Origin of the sequence: Bacillus sp. Root131, assembly GCF_001429475.1 — a bacterium.
Lineage (GTDB): Bacteria > Bacillota > Bacilli > Bacillales > Bacillaceae_G > Bacillus_A > Bacillus_A thuringiensis_S.
Genome location: NZ_LMJQ01000001.1, coordinates 1,017,079 through 1,035,581, shown reverse-complemented (window position 1 = coordinate 1,035,581; position 18,503 = coordinate 1,017,079). Strand labels below are relative to the sequence as shown.

Genomic DNA, 18,503 nt, shown 5'->3' with positions numbered 1-18,503 from the left:
ACTTATTAGAACCTGTTTAGTCTATTGAAACATTCACTGCATAATTAGGAGATGATTCATTTGAAAAAAATATACTGTAAGTACATATTTATTGGATAGACTACACGAATTAGGAATTGAACATACATTCGGGGTTCCTGGTGATTATAATCTTGCCTTTTTAGATGATGTAGTACCACATGAAAATTTAAAGTCGATTGTATTATTAGTATTGGTGTGAAGTTAACTGATACTATTACAGGCGGCTTCACACAAGGTTTTACAAAAGAACAAGTTATAGAAATCCATCCCTACACTGTGAAAATTATAGATAAAAAATACGGTTCAGTTGTAATGCAGGATATTTTACAACATTTAAGTGATTCAATTGAGCATCGTAATAAAGATACTCTTGACGTTAAGCCATTTATTTTAAAATCATCTCTTTTTACTGAAGAGTTCAATCCCAAATCACAAATGGTCACACAAAAACGTTTTTGGCAGCAAATGTACCATTTCTTACAAGAAAACGACATCTTAATTGTAGAACAAGGAACACCTTTCTTTGGTAGTGCTGCTATCCCTCTACCTAATAACACTGCATATGTAGGACAACCGTTATGGGGATCTATCGGATATACACTGCCCGCTCTAATTGGTACACAGGTCGCCAATTTATCACGGCGCAACATTTTAATTATTGGTGACGGTTCTTACCAAGTAACTGCCCAAGAGTTATCAACTATACTACGTCAAAATTTAAAACCGATTATATTTTTAATCAATAACAACGGATACACTGTTGAACGTGCCATTCACGGCCAAAACCAACCATATAATGACATACAGATGTGGGATTATACTAGCTTGCCGAACCTATTCGGATCAGAAGAAAAAAGCCTAACATTTAAAGTGGAGAATGAAACAGAGTTAACAGAAGTCTTAACAAATATAACTTTTAATAAGAATCAACTTATCTTTATTGAGGTAATAATGAGCCAAAGCGATCAACCTGAATTGTTAGCTAAACTCGGGAAAAGATTCGGTCAGCAAAATTCTTAATATAAAAAAACTAATTATACAATTGGTAGTGTAAAATTTGTTTTGAGAATAATTTCGACACTCAAAATACATAAGGAAAAGGATGGAAAGCACCATCTTTTTCTATTTTAAGAGCGTTCTTCGACTAACGCCCCGTGTGACAAGCAAAAATTCTTAATCCATCTTTAACTTTATAGCTTTTGTCGCAATAAATGTTTTAATATGCTTATCTAATATCCTTGTCCCACCAAAATCATCCTCATAAAAACCTGTCATAGCAAAACCAGCTTCAATTTGGCCTTGGATTTGGTCTTCTAAAGTATGCGCATATTCTATTGTTTGATTTGAATCGATGTAATCTTGAACTTCATCCTCTGGCAAATAATCCAATGTTGATGAAGGAATTGAATGTTTAACATCAAGAATACCTTTTTGTTCTTGGTTATCATCAAAGATCCATAGTAATGGATTTGTAAATCCAGCAATAAGAATACCTTTATTCTTTAAAACCCTAGAAACTTCATTCCATACAAGATGAACATCTTTTACAAACAAATTAGAGACAGGATTTACAACAATATCAAAATATTCATCCTCAAAGTCACCAAGGTCTGACATATCTCCTTGTACGGTTTTTAAAGTCAAACCATCCCGTTTTGCTACCTTTTTATCTTGTTCCAATTGCTTCTTAGATATATCAGTAACTGTTACATCTGCTCCAGCAGCAGCTAGAACAGGTGCTTGTTGTCCACCACCTGACGCTAAGCAAAGTATCTTTAATCCATCTAATGACTTTGGAAACCACTCTCTAGGAACTGACTTTTCCGTAGTGACTGTAATCTCCCATTCACCTGATTTGCTTTTCTCAATAATCTCGCTACTTACAGGCTGCGTGTATCTAGAACCTTCTTCAACCTTCTTATCCCATGCATTACTGTTTTGTTGTGTAGTATCCATTGCGATTAGTCCTCCAAACGATCTAGTGGCATTCAATGTGTAAGCTTATTAACTATTTATACTTTCCTTTTCCTATTAACCTGCCTGATAGTTCATACATAGTTGTTTACATTTATATTAACAGATAAATACTAATAATTACTAAAAATTCTAAAAAGACACAAAAATATACATCTATTCCATCATTCATTTAAAATAATCGTAGAATTGGTAAGTTTTAAACAACTCATTTCCACAAAAAAAGCATTCCAAAACTGTTGACAGTTGGAACGCTTTTTTATGTTATTTCATTTTTCAAGCTTTTAACTAAATCCATTAAACAAATAAGCTACGCTTTTTCTTTTTTATTCAGCAAGAGTTAACTGCCAAGATACACCATACTTATCATTTAACCAGCCAAACTTTTTACTAAACGGATAAGAACCTAAAGGCATGAGAATTGCTCCATCCTGCGCTAGTTTATGAAAGACCGTTTCAATTTCTTCTTCTGTCTCACAAGTTACATAAAGAGACATAGCTGGAGTGAATGTAAAATTATGATTTACATAACTATCAATACACATAAACTCTTGGCCATTTAGCGTAAAAGTTGCATGAATTACAGTTCCCTCTTTACCAGGTCCATTTTCATCGTAGCGAGAAATACTTACAATTTCCGATTGATCAAATAGCGACGTATAAAAATTCATTGCTTCCTCAGCTTTGCCTTCAAACATTAAAAACGTAGTAATTTTTTGATTTGTGTTACTCATATGGAGACAGCCCCTTGTTATATATTTATGTAAAACATAAGTCGGCCAAAAAACCGAACGTATATTCCTATAAGTGTATTGTCTATAAAAACGATGAGTTTGTCAATTATCTACTTTCTTATTTCTTCTTAAATAATGCTGTCCAAAGAAATGATTCTCCAAACATTTCTTTCGGTTGTTTCATTTGTTTCATCCTTCTAATCTCAATTACCTCAAATTCTTTAAATATCTCTCTTAACTTTTCTTCCGAGTATGCAAGACCACCTTGTAGACTCCATTCTCTATATACGTCCCAATCTGTTATTTCTGATCCATTTCGCTCATCTAAATTGCCTGCTGCAAAACATGTTAATCCGAAATAACCACCCGATTTTAATGAGTTTTTAATTAAATCCACATAATTTATTCTTCTATGCGGTGGAATGTGATGCAAACAGCCCGAATCATATACAAAATCAAATTCGTTTTGAACCTCTAAATTAAAAATTGAATTACAAATAAAATGAATTTCTACCCCTTTTGCCAATGCCCTCTCTTTTGCCCAGTTAATGCCTTCTACAGATAAATCCACTGCTGTTACATCAAATCCTTGAGTCGCTAAATAAATGGCATTTCTACCTGGACCACATCCAAGTTCTAATACCTTCCCTTTTGAAACTCTCTCTTTTTGTATATTCGAAACTAGATTCTCATCTGGAACATTTTCAAAAAACGGAACATCCTTTTCTCTATTCTCATAAAACTCATTCCAAAATGGTTCTGCAGGTCTTAATAATGAATCAAGCATTTTTAAGATGTCTTCTTGTGTGTGTAACGTTTCAGTTTTCATTAATACCCCTCCATGAATTAATGGTCAGAAAATTATTATATATCTTTTTGAACTTTCAGACGAATAAAGGCTCCACATTTTAATTTTTTCTTTATTCTTTAAATTATTTTAAATACGGTAAATGAAATTATAAACTTTACTCTTATGGTGCAAATGCACGCCAACCTATTATTAAATACAAAAAGAGCCACAAATTTTTGTGACTCCTTCTGCATTAATAATTATATCAGGATTTTTTATTATATAGCGATTTCTCTATTAACAAACGATATATCTCTTCATCCAGATTACCATTTCATACTTTAACGGCCACGTCTTTGCTGACCTTGCTTTGTACTACCTTTTTTATTACTTGACTTATTAAATGATCGGTTATTTTCATTTCTTGAATCACTTCTCGAGCTATTTCTCGAATCACGTCTTGATTCACTTCTTGAACCTTCGCGGCTATCTCTTTGACGATTTTGACCTGATTTCTTTGGAGCCGGCTTTGGTACCGGTTTTCCATTTTCATCTACACGTTTTATCTTCGGTTGTTCGATTATTTCTCTTTGTATTGGTGCACCAAGCGTTTTTTCAATTTCTTCTAAATGTTTTTCATCTTTCGCTGCAACGAACGTAATTGCAAGACCTGATCCACCTGCACGTCCTGTTCGGCCAATGCGGTGAATATAACTTTCTACATCTTCAGGGATATCAAAGTTAAATACGTGCGTTACACCATCTACATCAAGTCCACGAGCTGCTACATCCGTTGCGATTAAGTACTGAATTTTAGCTTCGCGGAAACTCTTCATAACTCTTTCACGTTTCGCTTGAGGTATATCACCATGAAGTTCAGCACAATTATAACCTAGTCCTTTTAAATTATCATAAAGCTTACTTGCTCTAACCTTTGTACGACAGAAAATAACTGCTAAAAATGGCTGGTCACGATCCATAACAAAACGAAGTGCATCTGGCTTTGCACGATCTGTCGTCTCAATGACACGCTGCTCAATTGTATCTACCGTTACTTCTTCACTTTGTACTTGAATCATTTGCGGCTCATCCATATAACGCTTCGCCAATTTTTTAATATCTTTTGGCATCGTTGCTGAGAATAACATCGTTTGTTTACTACCAGGTGTCTCATCTAAAATATCTTCAATATCATATAAGAAACCGAAATAAAGCATTTGATCCGCTTCATCTAGTACAATCGTTGAAAGATTACTTAAATCAATTGTTTCGCGTCGTATATGATCTAATAATCGTCCTGGTGTTGCAACAACAATATGTGTATTACCTTTTAATTTTCTCAATTGTTGTGCTACATCTTGCCCACCATAAATCGCTAGTACATTAATATCTTCTCTTTGAACAAGCATTTTTTTAATTTCAGTTGTAATTTGCAGAGCTAGTTCCCTTGTTGGTGCAACAATTAAAGCCTGAACATCACTAGACTCTGGATTGATTTTTTCTAAAATCGGTAACACAAATGCTAACGTTTTACCCGTTCCAGTTTTCGCCTGCCCAATAATATCTTTACCTGACAGAATAACTGGAATTGCCTTTTCTTGAATTGGTGTTGCTTCTGTAATTCCATTTTCACGTAATGTATGATTAAAAGTTTCACTAATTCCTAATTCTAAAAAGTTTTTCAAATAGACCACTTCTTTTCCTTATTTTTCACATTAGCTTTCATTGTACCATTTGTTTCGCTAAATATGAAAAATAAAAAAATTCTTATCTTCTTTTTTTATATTCATCCTGTACTAGATGGACAAATTCTTTTTGCTTTTTCTCGGATTTTATTAATGGTTCCATATTTGCAGAAGTCAAAATATACTTTTTAATTTTTCTATTACTCCAAATTAAACTTGTATACTTCGGATCTTCATGTAGATTTCGAAACCACTCTAATTCACTTAATTTTGCAATATGGTGTTTCAATTTCATGTCATTTCGAGGATAAAACAAAATAACATTTGCTATTACATCAAATAACGAACCCATCTTCTCCCTCCTATATCCTTGCTCAAATTATATATATTCTTTTGTACATATACATTTCAATTTTACCGAAATATACTGTTACTGATTTGGTTGAAATCGCAAAATATATGAACTAAAAAACCGATCTTTTTGATTTAGGAAAGACCGGTTTTCATTATTTTATAAAGTCAGCTTTCCTCCATGGTAGCAATAATACTGTGCTGCTTTAAGACTTTTAATCCTATTTAAAGACTTTTCCGCCCTTTCTATATCTAAGCAAAAATCCGGATTAGCTATTACTAACTCACGATTCTCTTGAACCGCTGCATCTCCTGTAATTACACAGTCTAAATTCGGAAAATATAATGAAATATGCCCCGAAGTATGTCCTGGCGTCGCTACTATTTGACATTCATTATTCAAAATCATTTGACCATCATGTACTTTTTCATCGACGGAAATATGTTTTATATTTTTTAACTGTTGAATAAACCATTTACCAAATTCTTTTTCTTCATTTGGCATACGTTCTAACATTTTTTCGGCTTGAGCCAACCTCTCTGATCTTATATCACCACTAATATAGTTAGATTCAATTTCACTAGCAATAACATTAATATTTGGATATTTCATTTTAAAATCATATAAAGCCCCTATATGATCGTCATCATAATGGGTAATAATTATATTCTTTAAGTTTTTCATCTCATATCCATGTTTTAATATTGCATTTTCAATTAAAGGTAAAAAACTTGGATATCCTGTATCGACTAACGTTAATTCATTATGTAATATAATTAAACTTGGATAAATACATTGTTTTTGCCCGTTAAATTCGAATTCAATTGGTAGTTCTATTATTTTCATTTTTCTTCCCCCATACCGCTTATAAAATGCATAATAATAACTAAATCATCCACATACATTTTACAATATATATACTATGTAACGGAACACTGTGAATCGTGGCATAATCCACATTATATTATTTTGAACAGGTAATCCCCTATTTTTATGGAAATATATAATAAGAAAAACAATAACATTGATTAATCTCTCACTTCTTTGTCTATCCTTTTAAAAAATCTATGTTTTTGTAAAAGGAGTATTTATATGGAGAAACAGACACTTTGGAAAAAGTTCAAAAAAAGCTCTGTAAACCTCGGTAAATCCAGCGTATATGAAAGTATTATCTTATTCTACACAATGAAAAAGAAAGAATTACCTACTAAAGCGAAATTCATAATATTAGCCGCTTTATCTTATTACGTATTAACAATTGATTTCATTCCAGATATAGCTGCTATTATTGGGATTGGCTTATTAGATGATGTTTTAGCAATCGCTGTAGCGCATAAATATGTTATGCGCCATGCAGATGCTGAAATTCGAGAGAAGAGCAAGGTAAAAATGGAGTCATTATTTACTTCAGCACAAGCATAATTAAACTAACTAGTCATTTACATACCTTTTTACTTTCAAAAAAGCTAACTGTAATTAATGATAGTTCAATCTCACTGAACATTACTCTTCACTATGAGAGCATTGCAGAATAAATCCCTAAACAAAAGCATTTCTCTTAGCTCTCAAACCGTAAACAAATAGGGTGTCAGCACGTGTTCCTAAGTTCTGACACCCTTTTATTTGTTCTTATATCTATCTGCTATACAGTTGCATGTGTCCCCTTATACAAAACTGCTATTGCCGCGACTATAAGGATCATACCCATAAAAGCAGGTGCAGCATGACCAAGCGATACATAGATTTGCCCTCCAATAATAGGACCAATCATTCTTGCTAAAGCTTGAATAGATTGACTTCCCCCTTGAATCCTTCCTTGTTCACTAGAACCGCCAGACTTTGAAAGCATCCCGTTGAATGAAGGCCCGAAAATTGAATCCCCAAAACCATACATCAGCATTCCAACGATAAGTAGTGGATAGAGTGAAAACAAAGCTGATGCCGCAATAAAACTGTATCCTATAATCTCCGAAACCATCCCAAGAATTGCTATTTGTTTATCACTAAGCTGGATCAAAAGCTTTGGCATTATAAAACTTTGTGAAACAATGTCTTGAAAGCCCAAAATTGAAAACATAAGTCCGATTAGTGCAGGTTTCCAACTGAAAGTATCCATTGTAAATTGCGTGAAAATTGCTTGTAAAGATCCGTTAGGTATCCAAAGTAAAAACGCTGAGACAAGTAACCATTTTAAATTTTTCATGGAAAGTATGTTTGCTAGCTGTGCAAAAGGATTCAACCTTACAAAAGTAATCTCTTTTAACCTATTATTTTTGTCAAGACTCTCAGGCATATATTTGATCCCATATACAACATTTATTAACGTTATGATTGCTCCAAAATACATAGGTACAGTATCACCAAACTTGGCAAGTAATCCCCCAATAGTGGGGCCAATGATAGTTCCCGCACCTACAACTGCACTCACCCATCCAAAGTATTTTGTTCTCTGCTCTTTTGGAATGATGTCTGCAAAATATGCGAAGATAGTACTTATGCTCCCGCCTGTTATTCCTTCTATTATGCGTCCAGCAAATAGTACCCATAAAGCTCCTCCTATACCAAAAACTAAGTACCCAATTGCAGAACCAAATAAGCATATTAAAAGTAATGGACGACGGCCATACTTATCGCTTAAAGCTCCGAGTACTGGGGCAGCTAAAAACACGCAAGCCGCATATACGGAAGTTAGTAGTGTAACAACTAATGCTTGTTCTTCCGGATTACTTGTATATGGCTGTACTAAGAATGGGACTACAGGCATGATAATACTGAAACCTATACCACAAAGAAATACAGAAATAAGTCCGAATAGTAAAGCATGTTTATCTATGCTTTTTTCAGTTTTCCTTTCATTTTGTGATCTAAATATAGACATTTAACTTCTCTCCTTAAAACATTTTGTTGTCGTGTCAACAAAACGATAACTCCGTTTTGTTGATTAGTCAACAAAAATAACATAATAAAAAAGCAGCCTATTCTCATTAGAGTAAGGCTGCCATTTCATTATTAAAATGTATTAGGATTTAATATGTATACCTTGTTTCTTTATTTCTGCATCCAAATGTCTACTATACTTTTCCACGAAACTAATTATACTGTCGAATTCTTCTTCAGTTACTTGCTCAAATACAGCTTTATCCCGCTCTTGAAACTCTTTGTGCAGATCTTCATGGATTTTATAAATTTCTTTCCCTTCTTCGGTAAGCCTAAAATAAATTTCTTTCTTATTTTCCGACTTTTGGTAGCTTTCAATAAGGCCTTTTTGTATGAGCTTCTTAGTCATTCTACTTATAGCACCGCGAGTCACATAAAAAGCCTCTGCAAGTTGTGTCACATTAGAATCCACATTATTTTCAATATATTCAATGCAGTGGACTTCAGAAGACTTAAAACCTTTAAGACCTTCTTCCATCTTATCTTTATTAAGCCAAACCAGCTTATTATATAATTCCCTGAAACCGTTCATGACCTGTTCTTCTTTATTCATGACCTGCCCTCCTCACCGCTCATTAGTACATTAAAACTATTATATTAAATTTCTGCTTACGTTTCGACAATATTGAAATAATTATTGTAACATTCAAGATATGTGTAAAAATTGGCGCTTAAATAAAACAATTCATTAAACAGCAAATTTATTGCTACTTACAATAAACAGTAGACAAAAAGTAAGAGCTAAAATTATTTCTCTTAGCTCTTCTTTCATAAAACTATTTCACTTCATTAGCGACAAAAAAGTGCTCACATACACTTGATATGCGCTGTAAGTCCACGTTCCCACCAGATATAACCGCTACTAATTTTTTTCCTTTTATATAGCTATCAACTTTTCCTGCAAGAAGTGCAGCAGTTGCTAATGCACCTGCACCTTCTACAACAGCTTTCCCACGTTGTAATAAATCTTTCATCGCTACTTCCAGTTCTTTTTCTGATACAGTTACAATATCATCTACTAATTCTTTTACAATTTCAAATGTTAATTCCCCTGGTATTTTAACAGCGCAACCATCTGCAATAGTAGGCGCCTCATAATGTTCTACGATTGCTCCTTTATCGTAAGATGCCTTCATTCCATGAACATTATCTGCTTGGACACCAATTATATTAATCGATGGATTAAAAGATTTTAATGCTACAGAAATACCAGAAATAATTCCGCCTCCACCTATTGGTACAATGACAGTATCTACATCCCACATATCATCAAGAATATCTAATCCAATTGTACCTTGACCAGCCATTACCTCTACATCATCATATGGATGTAAGTATGTCTCACCTGTTTCCCTTATAATTTCTTCACATTTTGCCTTTGCATCATCAAATGTTTCACCATGTAAAATTACTTCAGATCCATATCCTCTAGTTGCTTCGACTTTAGCCTGCGGTGCAGAAATTGGCATAACAATTTTACTCTTAATACCGAGTAAATGAGCAGATAATGCAACTCCTTGTGCATGATTACCTGCTGAACATGCAATTACACCTCTTTCTTTTTCTTGATCCGTGAGCCGCGACATTTTATTAAATGCGCCACGAAATTTAAAAGAACCCGTTAATTGCATATTTTCTAATTTCAAATGAATTTCTCCGCCCGTTTTACTAGTCAAGTAAAAAGATTTTACTAATGGCGTTTTACGAGCATTTCTATCTAGAATCTTGTGAGCTTTTTTAATATTATCTATATGTAATGGTAGTTTTCTAGTTATCATACTTACACCTCTTCCAATGTTCTATTCCTAAGTTTTCGTAAGTCGTAGCTCCTTTATACGAAAAGAAAAAGTCTTTATATTTGTACCCCACTCTGAAATAAACACATTTGCAAACAATTCAACATCCTCTTCATATCACGTTCTTTATAATGATTTAAACATGCAATTTGGATCCAATTATTCTTTTGTAAATAAGATGACTCATAATGAACGATGTATCCTTGTAATGCTAATGCATCGCCTACTACTTTAGAAGAATGATCTTCGCTCAATACAATAGTAAGTATAATTGGCGCGGCATGTTCTTTAGGTGAAACAAGCTTTAAGCCCATATCAGTAATAACTTCTTCAACATAATCGTATGTCTCTTTAATTTTTACAAATGCCTTTTCATCTTCAAATCTCTTCAACGCTTCTTGCAATGCATAAATTAAATTCCATGATTGTGAGTATGGAATGCTTTCATTTTCTTCATACATGCCAATGTCCATATAGGCCGGCACAGCCTCGTTTATTTTTACAATGTGGTTATGAAAAACGAAAGAAATTCCTGTATATGATTTAATCGCTTTACCGCTAACACCACTTGCAAAATACACATCCTTCAAGTCTATTGGTATTGCTCCAATTGAGCTTATGCAATCTACACATAGTTTCATTTGATTCTCGTTACAAAGAGTATTTAGCTCGTTTAAATCGTTTAACATTCCAGTAGATGTTTCATGATGAACAAACCAAAGCCATTCATAATTTCCAGTTGTCATTATTTCTTCTAATTCTGTATAAATAAACGGCTCTCTCATTTCCTTTTTATACGTATCAAAATGTAACTGTGCTCGTTTTGCATGCCCAACTAATCTATTTCCAAATTCTCCATTTGTTAATACTAGTCCTTTCCCTTTTAAAGAACGTAACTGTAAAGCAATCGCATCATTGGCTAACGTCCCTGTTCCTAACATAAGTTGTACATGTTTTGCTTTTGTCATGTGAAGTAACCGTTTTTTCACATTGTCCATTGTCACTTGAAATGACTTAGAGCGATGCGAAATAGGCTTAGTACAAAATGCCTTTCGAACGTTCTCTTCAATGTCTACTGGACCAGGTAAAAACGTGTATTCTTTCGTCATAATACTTCCAACACTCGATTCTTCAAACATAGCAGGGGTAACATACATTGGCTGGTAGGTTGCTGCTTCTGTACCAACTAACGTATGGAAATCTTTGAATCCCATCTGCTCATATAAAGCTAGTTCACGTGTTGTTGCAGAAATGAGTGCTAATTCATATCCGTTTAGAAGCAAATAACGATGTAGAAAACGGATTAATCCTAACAACGCTCTTCCATTCCTATATTCACGTTCTACTGAAAGTAAACGAATTTCATACACTTTTTCTCCATGCTCTTGCAAATAAACATCTAAATTTGAAATTTTATAATCTAACGAGAATGGTCGTTTTCCCCGCACCGCGACCATACCTACTAATCTATCCTCATCTAAACAAATTAAATATGTATTTTCTTCATGAAACCTATCTATACGAAACTGGTCTTTCGTTTCTTCATGTTGTGGAATCTCTTCCACAAAAGTTTTATAATTTAATTTATGTATACTTTCAAATTCCCAATCTTGATCAGCAACTTTATAAATTAACCCCATGCCTTATCTCCTTTATCTATTTAATAAAAAATGATAAGTGGAGACTATCCCCACTTATTAAACATTCATTTTATTCTCGATTTACATATAGAATAAGTACAATAATCATTCCACTTAAAATAGTCGTAACAATAGAATAAGAATAAAGAATCATACAAATTGGTAAACAAGCAATCGTAATTAGTCCTGGCTTCGTAAATCCTTTAAATATTAAATAAAATACAATAAAAATGCCTATGAGGGTAAGCGCTATCAAATAATTAAATGCGATTAATCCTCCAATAAATGTTGAAATACCTTTACCGCCCTTACCTTTAAATAAAACTGGGTAAATATGTCCAATAATAACGGCCAATAATGTTAACATTACGAATGTAGGATCTTCAAAAAGATATTTTGCAACAGTAACAACGATTGCTCCTTTAATTGCATCACCTAAAAATGTAGCGATGAAATACCCTTTTCCATATACGCGCCCCATATTTCTTGCACCAGGATTTCCGCTTCCTTCACCCCTAATATCAACGTTATGTCTCAATTTTGTTACTATATAAGCGGTCAAGATGTTTCCAATTAAATAAGAAGCCACCAAATATAAAAACTGCATACTATTAATCATGTAATCATTCACTTTCTACATGGGATTACATATACAATATTCAATTACTACGTATATTGTACGTTTTAATATACATCCCTTTATACATTTTAACATCATATTTTTACAAATCATACAAAAATTCTCATACGCTATTTTTAAAAATATATATCCCTCATTAAATAATATGTTCCTTTCACTGCCATTTCTGCTTGTGATACAAATATAATTTCTTTCATACTTTCTTCACAGCATTTCTTAAATACAGCAAATATTTCAGGAACTAAACGCAATATACTGCCACTTACTGCAATTGGCGTTGAGTGCTTAAAGTTTAACTTGTTATAAACATTTACTGTAATCCTTGCTAATTCCTTTCCAGCTTGCATTATAATTTCATGTGCATCATCATTTCCATTTCTCGCTTCCTGAATAACTAATGGCGCGATTGCTGCAATTTTATCTTTAGAAGAAGTATATACTAAGCTTTTTATATGAGACGGTGTCAAAAGTTGAAACTGCCTTTGAATATTCAAACTCAATGGACAAAGACTGATTCCTTGATCAAATTGAATTGCCATTTTCTTTAAAGATTGTAATGCAATCCAATATCCACTTCCTTCATCACCTAAAATATGTCCCCATCCACCGCTATACTCATACGCTTCTCCTTTCTTTCCAAGACAAATCGCACCTGTACCACCAATTGTTAAAATTCCGTCATTCCCTTTTAAAGTAGCTGCATGTGCGATCATTGCGTCATTGAATACTTCAATTGGTGTTCCATACTTCTTTTTTAGACGTAATGTTAATTCATTTGTATTTGCTCCACTTACACCCGCTAATCCTAAACAAATACAAACGCAATCCCCCTTTAATAACCCTTTCTGGCATTGATCAATCACTTCCATAATATGCACAAGAGCTTCTTCAAAATCTATTAATATATTTCCAAATCCACTTGTAGCTCTTGCAAATTCGTTACCGTCTTTATCAAATGCAATTGCTTCTGTCTTCGTTCCCCCGCCATCTACTCCAATCATATACTTCATATATTCGCCTCATTCTCTTCAAATTGGAGGGAATGTTATATTCCCTAAAACTACAGATTGCTTTGCACCTGTTGCGCTCGGCACATTACTCGGATTACGATGATACGTTTCGTTTGCTAAAATCGCAAAGGCGATTGCTTCTTTCGCCGCTGAGGAATAGCCTAAATCTTCTTGAGTAAATATTTTGCATTTTTCTTCCTTTAATCCAAATCGTATCATTTCAACAAGTGTACGATTATAACTTCCGCCCCCGCCTAAAATTACTTCATCGATTTCATAATACGGAAAAATAAATTCCTGATAATGATGAACAATTGAACTTGCTGTAAACATTGTGACAGTTGCCAATATATTTTCTCTACTATGCTTTTCAAATCGATTCAATAATTCAGTCACAAACGCTTCTCCAAACTGTTCTCTACCTGTTGATTTTGGTGGTTTCACGTTCAAAAATGGATGGTTCATACAATAAGTCAAAATTTCATCTACAACTACTCCCTGTTTTGCAATCTTACCATTTTGATCATATGACAACTGAAATAACCTTTGACATACTTCATCAATTATCATATTCCCTGGTCCAGTATCAAAAGCAATAACACTCTCATTACTTCGTTTACTTGGAACCACTGTAACATTACCAATCCCGCCAATATTTTGTAGTAGTCTATTTTTAGTTTGATGCCGATATAAAATAATCTCTGAATATGGTACAAGTGGTGCACCTTGTCCCCCTGCCGCCATGTCCATCGTTCGGAAATTCGAGATAACTGTCGTGTTCGTTTCATATGCTATTACTGCTGGTTCCCCAATTTGCAATGTTGAAGAAATAATATTTCCTTCTTGCTTTGGCTGATGATAAATCGTTTGTCCGTGAGAGCCTATTAAATCTAATTGTCTCAAAGGAAAATTGGCCTCTTTACAAACTTCCTTTACAGCATTGGCGAAGCATAAACCAAGTTTAAAATTTAAACTACATATAAGTTGGACATTCGAAGTTTCAATTGATAACGCTTGTTGGATCTCATTTTTCATATCATTACAAAATGGAACAGTAGTAAAATGGATGAGTTCGATTTTAGAATCTACACCACTTCCTTCTATATGAACGAGCGCTACATCTATTCCATCTAATGAAGTACCAGACATTACCCCTGCAATATACATAACGTGCATGACCTCCTATTTACAAAAAAACAATCATGTAAGTAACGAACGTACAACCAATCGAAAACAATATAAATCTAAAAAACAACTGAGCTTTCGATGCAAACGATCCATCAATGAAAGAAACAACTACCGTAAGCAAAACGCTTGCCGCAATACTTGTAACGAGCCAGATACTATGCATTTGTGATAGATTTAGCATGCCTAATAAAGGGACAAAAAGTAAATTTGCACAAATCACTCCAAATAATAATAAAAATACGCCTTTATAACTAAATTTTATATTCATTCTATTTCTCCCTTTCTAGTTTTAATGTGAAAGAAGTGATAGACAAAAAGTCTATCACTCAAAATAATAGCATGCAGATTAAGGATTAACAGATTCCCCGTCACCATTCTTTTCAATTTCAAGCATATTTTTGTCGTACATTTTAAAGAATGGTAAATAAATAAGGAACGATATTGTTATATTTATAAAAACTAATACAATCGCACGCCAATCTCCACCTGTTGCTAAATAAGCACCAATTGGAGCAGGTAATGTCCATGGCGGCATAATATGCGTTGGTGTTACAAATCCCATCGCTGTTGCAGCATAAGCTATAGTAGCTGTTACTAACGGTGTAATGACGAAAGGAATAATTAAAATTGGATTTAATACAATCGGCAAACCGAATATAACCGGTTCATTTATATTAAAAATCCCCGGAACAATACACGTTCTCGATAATGCTTTCGAATATTTTGATCGACCAAATACGATCATAGCTAACACAAGCCCTAACGTTGCGCCCGAACCACCAATCCAAATAAACCATTGATAAAACGGTTCTGGTGCAATAAACGGAAAATGACTCGCTCCACTTGCTACAGCTTCACCGTTCTTTCCTAAATACACATCCCAAAGCGGCCTTGCCACAGTACCTACAACTGATACTCCGTGTATCCCGAAAGACCAGAAAAACGTAATTAAAAATACAGGTATAATAACGTCAAAGTAACTATCACCAGCTTTTACTAACGGTGCGGCTAGTTTATCTACAACGTAATGTAAATCAACTTTAAAAACGACTGTAATAAGACTCATAATAATAATAACGAATGCTGCAGGTATAAGTGCTTCAAATGAACGTGATACTGACGGTGGTACTTGTTCTGGCATTTTTATCGTTACGTTATTCTTCTTACAAAATCTTAAAATCTCAACTGATAAAATAGAGACAATCATCGTCACAAATAATCCATGACCTCCGAGGTTTGTCATTGGAAGCATAAATCCTTTTTTATCAATTAACTCAGGCGTTAATGTTAAAAGTAGTGAACATACCGCAAGCTGTGCTCCTGATAAAGCATCTAATTTATAACTTTTCGCTAAATTATATCCTATTCCAAATGCTATATATAAGGACATAATAAACATAGTTAAACGATATGGTATTAATATACTTGTTTGATTCTTTAATGCCCAAACCGATATGAAACTATCTTTCGGCAGTGGTGGAAATGCTACTATTAAAAAGAAGCTTCCTACTATAATAAATGGTAACGCCGAAATAACTCCATCACGGATTGCTTGTAGATGCCTCTGCTCAGAAAGCCTTGCCATCGGGCCAGATAAGTTTTTATCAAGAAACGTGACAAACTTATTCATAACGCTTCCCCCTAACTGATTAATTCATTTACAGTTTTTAATAAAGTCGGGCCTCCAAGCGGCGTGTATGCTTGCGGTGGAATGATGCCACACGGAATAGATTCCTCCTCTGCAAATTTTTTTACAGAGTCAAATCGGTGTCTTATTTGAGGTGCCACCATTACGACATCCCAGCCATTCTTTACTTCTTCCTCTACCTCATTCGTTCCAATTGCATGCACTTCCATGTTCAAACCATTTTTCTCCGCTTCTTTTTTTAAAGCGTTTACAACAATTGCACTGGACATTCCTCCAGAACAGACAAACAAAACCTTCATTTATTAATCCTCCTATACTTATAATTTATTACCCTTCAAATGAAAGGAAGTTTCACTTTACTAACAAGCATATGAAGTAGTAAATGAATTTAGTTATAATGAAAGTAAATTTCATTAAAAATATTTTTCCTATTAAATTAATGTTTCAATGTGTAATTTTCTCTATTGCAAGGCCAACCTCACCTCAGATATTATTTTAAATAATCATATGATAGGGAGGCGTATAAATGATCGTTAAACGTTTATTAATGATATGTTGTATCGTCATCTTGTTCATCCCTTTCTCTTTCATTTCCCCTCACTCTACTTATGCTGAAGTAAATACTACGTACAAAAAACATGAATTACGTGCTGTATGGATCGCATCAGTTCTGAATATTGATTGGCCCACAAAAACTGGCTTACCTATTGAAAAGCAGAAACAAGAATTTATAAGATTATTAGACGATGTAAAAAGCACTGGTATGAATGCAGTTGTTGTACAAATTAAACCAACAGCTGATGCTTTCTATCCCTCAAATTACGGCCCTTGGTCTGAATACATTACGGGTACACAAGGAAAAGACCCCGGATACGATCCACTTGCATTTATGATTGAAGAAGCACACAAAAGAAATATAGAATTCCACGCATGGATTAATCCATACCGAATAACGATGAATCACACTGATATAAATCGATTATCAAATAATCACCCTGCAGGGCAACACCCCAATTGGGTTGTACCTTATGGCGGAAAGTTATATTACAATCCCGGTATTCCAGAAGTGAAAAAATTTATAACAGAAGGTGCTTTAGAAATCGTACAAAATTACGATATTGATGCGCTGCATATGGATGATTATTTTTACCCATATAAAGTAGCCGGTGAAGAATTTCCAGATCAGAAAACATACGAAACATATAATAACGGTAAATTTACAAATATAGAAGATTGGCGACGTAACAATGTAAATGAACTTGTAAAAGATTTAAATACTGCTATAAAACAAGAAAAATCATACGTAAAGTTTGGCATTAGTCCGTTCGGTGTATGGCGAAATATAGCTGACGATCCGACTGGCTCTAACACAACCGCAGGCCAAAGAAACTATGATGACCTTTATGCTGACACACGTGAGTGGATACAAAAAGGATATATTGACTACATTACACCGCAAATATATTGGAATATAGGTTTCACCCCAGCTGCATATGACATATTAGTAGATTGGTGGGTTAAAGAAACAAATAACAAACCGATTCACCTATACATCGGTCAAGCGGCCTATAAAATTAATAATAACTCCGTCTCTGCTTGGTCTGATCCAGAAGAATATCCAAGACAAATTACATTAAACCGGCTATATCCTGAAATAAAAGGTAGTATGCATTTTAGCTTAAAAGATATTAATAACAATCCACTTGGAGTTAAAGATAGACTCTCAAAAGACATATATATACATCCTGCATTAATCCCGCCTATGCCTTGGATTGATCATGATGCACCAAAACAACCGACATTAAAAGGTGCCATTCCAAGAAATGAAGGTATTGCAATCGGTATCATTGATAATAGAGATAATGATTCTGCTTATTACGCTATTTACCGCGCGAATGGGCAAAATGAAGTGGATATACAAAATCCTAAAAATTTACTTACTACTGTAAGAAAAACAAAACTTGGAGAAATTTATGTAGATAAAACCGTTATTTCTGGAGAAATGTATACGTATGTCGTAACTGCAGTTGATCGATTGCATAATGAAAGTGTGGCTTCTAGTCATACTACCGTTAGAGCAAAATAAAA

The 18,503-nt window shown here is 34.0% G+C and carries 19 protein-coding genes and 1 pseudogene; 4 read left to right on the top strand and 16 right to left on the bottom strand.

Annotated features, from left to right (window positions below):
* Window positions 1-91: 91 nt before the first annotated feature.
* Both ASE54_RS33635 and ASE54_RS05250 read left to right on the top strand, forming a co-directional pair.
* Entirely contained in the window at window positions 92-220 is a 129-nt protein-coding gene (locus ASE54_RS33635; protein ID WP_003265031.1) for a hypothetical protein, read from the top strand.
* A pseudogene (locus tag ASE54_RS05250) lies at window positions 196-1,041 on the top strand (thiamine pyrophosphate-dependent enzyme); the annotation flags it as partial. The gene ASE54_RS33635 and the pseudogene ASE54_RS05250, both read left to right, overlap by 25 nt.
* Before the next feature lie 153 nt (window positions 1,042-1,194).
* Here ASE54_RS05250 and ASE54_RS05245 read toward each other — a convergent pair.
* The 6 genes from ASE54_RS05245 to ASE54_RS05220 form a co-directional block, all read right to left on the bottom strand.
* Entirely contained in the window at window positions 1,195-1,977 is a 783-nt protein-coding gene (locus tag ASE54_RS05245) for a class I SAM-dependent methyltransferase (RefSeq protein WP_000381785.1), read from the bottom strand.
* Window positions 1,978-2,321: 344 nt separating this feature from the next.
* Entirely contained in the window at window positions 2,322-2,729 is a 408-nt protein-coding gene (locus ASE54_RS05240) for a VOC family protein (RefSeq protein WP_000072495.1), read from the bottom strand.
* A 118-nt stretch (window positions 2,730-2,847) separates the two neighbouring features.
* Window positions 2,848-3,558 carry a class I SAM-dependent methyltransferase gene (locus tag ASE54_RS05235; protein ID WP_000846298.1) on the bottom strand — a complete coding sequence of 237 codons (711 nt, stop codon included), beginning with the start codon at window positions 3,556-3,558 and terminating at the stop codon, window positions 2,848-2,850.
* A 302-nt stretch (window positions 3,559-3,860) separates the two neighbouring features.
* Entirely contained in the window at window positions 3,861-5,213 is a 1,353-nt protein-coding gene (locus ASE54_RS05230; protein WP_002082792.1) for a DEAD/DEAH box helicase, read from the bottom strand.
* 73 nt (window positions 5,214-5,286) lie between these two features.
* Window positions 5,287-5,556: a hypothetical protein gene (locus ASE54_RS05225; RefSeq protein ID WP_000535041.1), complete on the bottom strand. Its 270-nt coding sequence runs from the start codon at window positions 5,554-5,556 to the stop codon at window positions 5,287-5,289.
* Window positions 5,557-5,715: 159 nt separating this feature from the next.
* On the bottom strand, window positions 5,716-6,402 hold the full coding sequence (locus tag ASE54_RS05220) for an MBL fold metallo-hydrolase (protein ID WP_000691155.1): 687 nt from the start codon (window positions 6,400-6,402) through the stop codon (window positions 5,716-5,718).
* Window positions 6,403-6,648: 246 nt separating this feature from the next.
* Between ASE54_RS05220 and ASE54_RS05215 the strand changes: the two genes are divergently transcribed.
* Window positions 6,649-6,978, top strand: a complete 330-nt coding sequence (locus ASE54_RS05215; protein WP_000415089.1) for a DUF1232 domain-containing protein — start codon at window positions 6,649-6,651, stop codon at window positions 6,976-6,978.
* A 220-nt stretch (window positions 6,979-7,198) separates the two neighbouring features.
* Here ASE54_RS05215 and ASE54_RS05210 read toward each other — a convergent pair whose 3' ends face one another.
* The 10 genes from ASE54_RS05210 to ASE54_RS05165 form a co-directional block, all read right to left on the bottom strand.
* Window positions 7,199-8,434, bottom strand: coding sequence for a tetracycline resistance MFS efflux pump (locus tag ASE54_RS05210; protein ID WP_000021836.1), 1,236 nt, complete (start codon window positions 8,432-8,434; stop codon window positions 7,199-7,201).
* 141 nt (window positions 8,435-8,575) lie between these two features.
* The gene (locus tag ASE54_RS05205; protein ID WP_001030909.1) at window positions 8,576-9,046 is read right to left on the bottom strand and encodes a MarR family transcriptional regulator; all 471 of its coding nucleotides are present in this window, start codon (window positions 9,044-9,046) and stop codon (window positions 8,576-8,578) included.
* Window positions 9,047-9,269: 223 nt separating this feature from the next.
* Window positions 9,270-10,271 (bottom strand): bifunctional threonine ammonia-lyase/L-serine ammonia-lyase TdcB, encoded by a 1,002-nt coding sequence (tdcB, locus tag ASE54_RS05200; protein ID WP_000632965.1) that lies wholly within the window; start codon window positions 10,269-10,271, stop codon window positions 9,270-9,272.
* Window positions 10,272-10,345: 74 nt separating this feature from the next.
* Complete coding sequence (locus tag ASE54_RS05195; RefSeq protein ID WP_000523040.1) at window positions 10,346-11,929, bottom strand: aminotransferase class V-fold PLP-dependent enzyme; 1,584 nt, start codon at window positions 11,927-11,929, stop codon at window positions 10,346-10,348.
* Window positions 11,930-11,999: 70 nt separating this feature from the next.
* Window positions 12,000-12,548: a glycerol-3-phosphate 1-O-acyltransferase PlsY gene (gene plsY / locus ASE54_RS05190; RefSeq protein ID WP_000610880.1), complete on the bottom strand. Its 549-nt coding sequence runs from the start codon at window positions 12,546-12,548 to the stop codon at window positions 12,000-12,002.
* A gap of 137 nt (window positions 12,549-12,685) precedes the next feature.
* The gene (locus ASE54_RS05185) at window positions 12,686-13,579 is read right to left on the bottom strand and encodes a BadF/BadG/BcrA/BcrD ATPase family protein (RefSeq protein WP_000876580.1); all 894 of its coding nucleotides are present in this window, start codon (window positions 13,577-13,579) and stop codon (window positions 12,686-12,688) included.
* 18 nt (window positions 13,580-13,597) lie between these two features.
* A complete protein-coding gene (anmK, locus tag ASE54_RS05180) occupies window positions 13,598-14,746 on the bottom strand; it encodes an anhydro-N-acetylmuramic acid kinase AnmK (protein ID WP_000274969.1) in 1,149 nt (382 codons plus the stop codon).
* A 19-nt stretch (window positions 14,747-14,765) separates the two neighbouring features.
* A complete protein-coding gene (locus tag ASE54_RS05175; RefSeq protein ID WP_001021964.1) occupies window positions 14,766-15,035 on the bottom strand; it encodes a hypothetical protein in 270 nt (89 codons plus the stop codon).
* A 78-nt stretch (window positions 15,036-15,113) separates the two neighbouring features.
* Window positions 15,114-16,397 carry a PTS sugar transporter subunit IIC gene (locus ASE54_RS05170; RefSeq protein ID WP_001032287.1) on the bottom strand — a complete coding sequence of 428 codons (1,284 nt, stop codon included), beginning with the start codon at window positions 16,395-16,397 and terminating at the stop codon, window positions 15,114-15,116.
* 11 nt (window positions 16,398-16,408) lie between these two features.
* Window positions 16,409-16,714: a PTS sugar transporter subunit IIB gene (locus ASE54_RS05165; protein WP_000865903.1), complete on the bottom strand. Its 306-nt coding sequence runs from the start codon at window positions 16,712-16,714 to the stop codon at window positions 16,409-16,411.
* A gap of 227 nt (window positions 16,715-16,941) precedes the next feature.
* Between ASE54_RS05165 and ASE54_RS05160 the strand changes: the two genes are divergently transcribed.
* The gene (locus ASE54_RS05160; protein WP_000636024.1) at window positions 16,942-18,501 is read left to right on the top strand and encodes a family 10 glycosylhydrolase; all 1,560 of its coding nucleotides are present in this window, start codon (window positions 16,942-16,944) and stop codon (window positions 18,499-18,501) included.
* The last annotated feature ends 2 nt before the right edge of the window (window positions 18,502-18,503 follow it).

Bases quoted from the DNA above. Each gene is read 5' to 3' on its own strand.
- ASE54_RS05210 (WP_000021836.1), bottom strand. From the start codon at position 8,434: ATGTCTATATTTAGATCACAAAATGAAAGGAAAACTGAAAAAAGCATA.
- anmK (WP_000274969.1), bottom strand. From the start codon at position 14,746: ATGTATATTGCAGGGGTAATGTCTGGTACTTCATTAGATGGAATAGAT.
- ASE54_RS05195 (WP_000523040.1), bottom strand. From the start codon at position 11,929: ATGGGGTTAATTTATAAAGTTGCTGATCAAGATTGGGAATTTGAAAGT.
- ASE54_RS05170 (WP_001032287.1), bottom strand. From the start codon at position 16,397: ATGAATAAGTTTGTCACGTTTCTTGATAAAAACTTATCTGGCCCGATG.
- ASE54_RS05225 (WP_000535041.1), bottom strand. From the start codon at position 5,556: ATGGGTTCGTTATTTGATGTAATAGCAAATGTTATTTTGTTTTATCCT.
- ASE54_RS05220 (WP_000691155.1), bottom strand. From the start codon at position 6,402: ATGAAAATAATAGAACTACCAATTGAATTCGAATTTAACGGGCAAAAA.
- ASE54_RS05245 (WP_000381785.1), bottom strand. From the start codon at position 1,977: ATGGATACTACACAACAAAACAGTAATGCATGGGATAAGAAGGTTGAA.
- tdcB (WP_000632965.1), bottom strand. From the start codon at position 10,271: ATGATAACTAGAAAACTACCATTACATATAGATAATATTAAAAAAGCT.
- ASE54_RS05240 (WP_000072495.1), bottom strand. From the start codon at position 2,729: ATGAGTAACACAAATCAAAAAATTACTACGTTTTTAATGTTTGAAGGC.
- ASE54_RS05175 (WP_001021964.1), bottom strand. From the start codon at position 15,035: ATGAATATAAAATTTAGTTATAAAGGCGTATTTTTATTATTATTTGGA.
- ASE54_RS05205 (WP_001030909.1), bottom strand. From the start codon at position 9,046: ATGAATAAAGAAGAACAGGTCATGAACGGTTTCAGGGAATTATATAAT.
- ASE54_RS05215 (WP_000415089.1), top strand. From the start codon at position 6,649: ATGGAGAAACAGACACTTTGGAAAAAGTTCAAAAAAAGCTCTGTAAAC.
- ASE54_RS05185 (WP_000876580.1), bottom strand. From the start codon at position 13,579: ATGAAGTATATGATTGGAGTAGATGGCGGGGGAACGAAGACAGAAGCA.
- ASE54_RS05160 (WP_000636024.1), top strand. From the start codon at position 16,942: ATGATCGTTAAACGTTTATTAATGATATGTTGTATCGTCATCTTGTTC.
- ASE54_RS05235 (WP_000846298.1), bottom strand. From the start codon at position 3,558: ATGAAAACTGAAACGTTACACACACAAGAAGACATCTTAAAAATGCTT.
- plsY (WP_000610880.1), bottom strand. From the start codon at position 12,548: ATGATTAATAGTATGCAGTTTTTATATTTGGTGGCTTCTTATTTAATT.
- ASE54_RS05165 (WP_000865903.1), bottom strand. From the start codon at position 16,714: ATGAAGGTTTTGTTTGTCTGTTCTGGAGGAATGTCCAGTGCAATTGTT.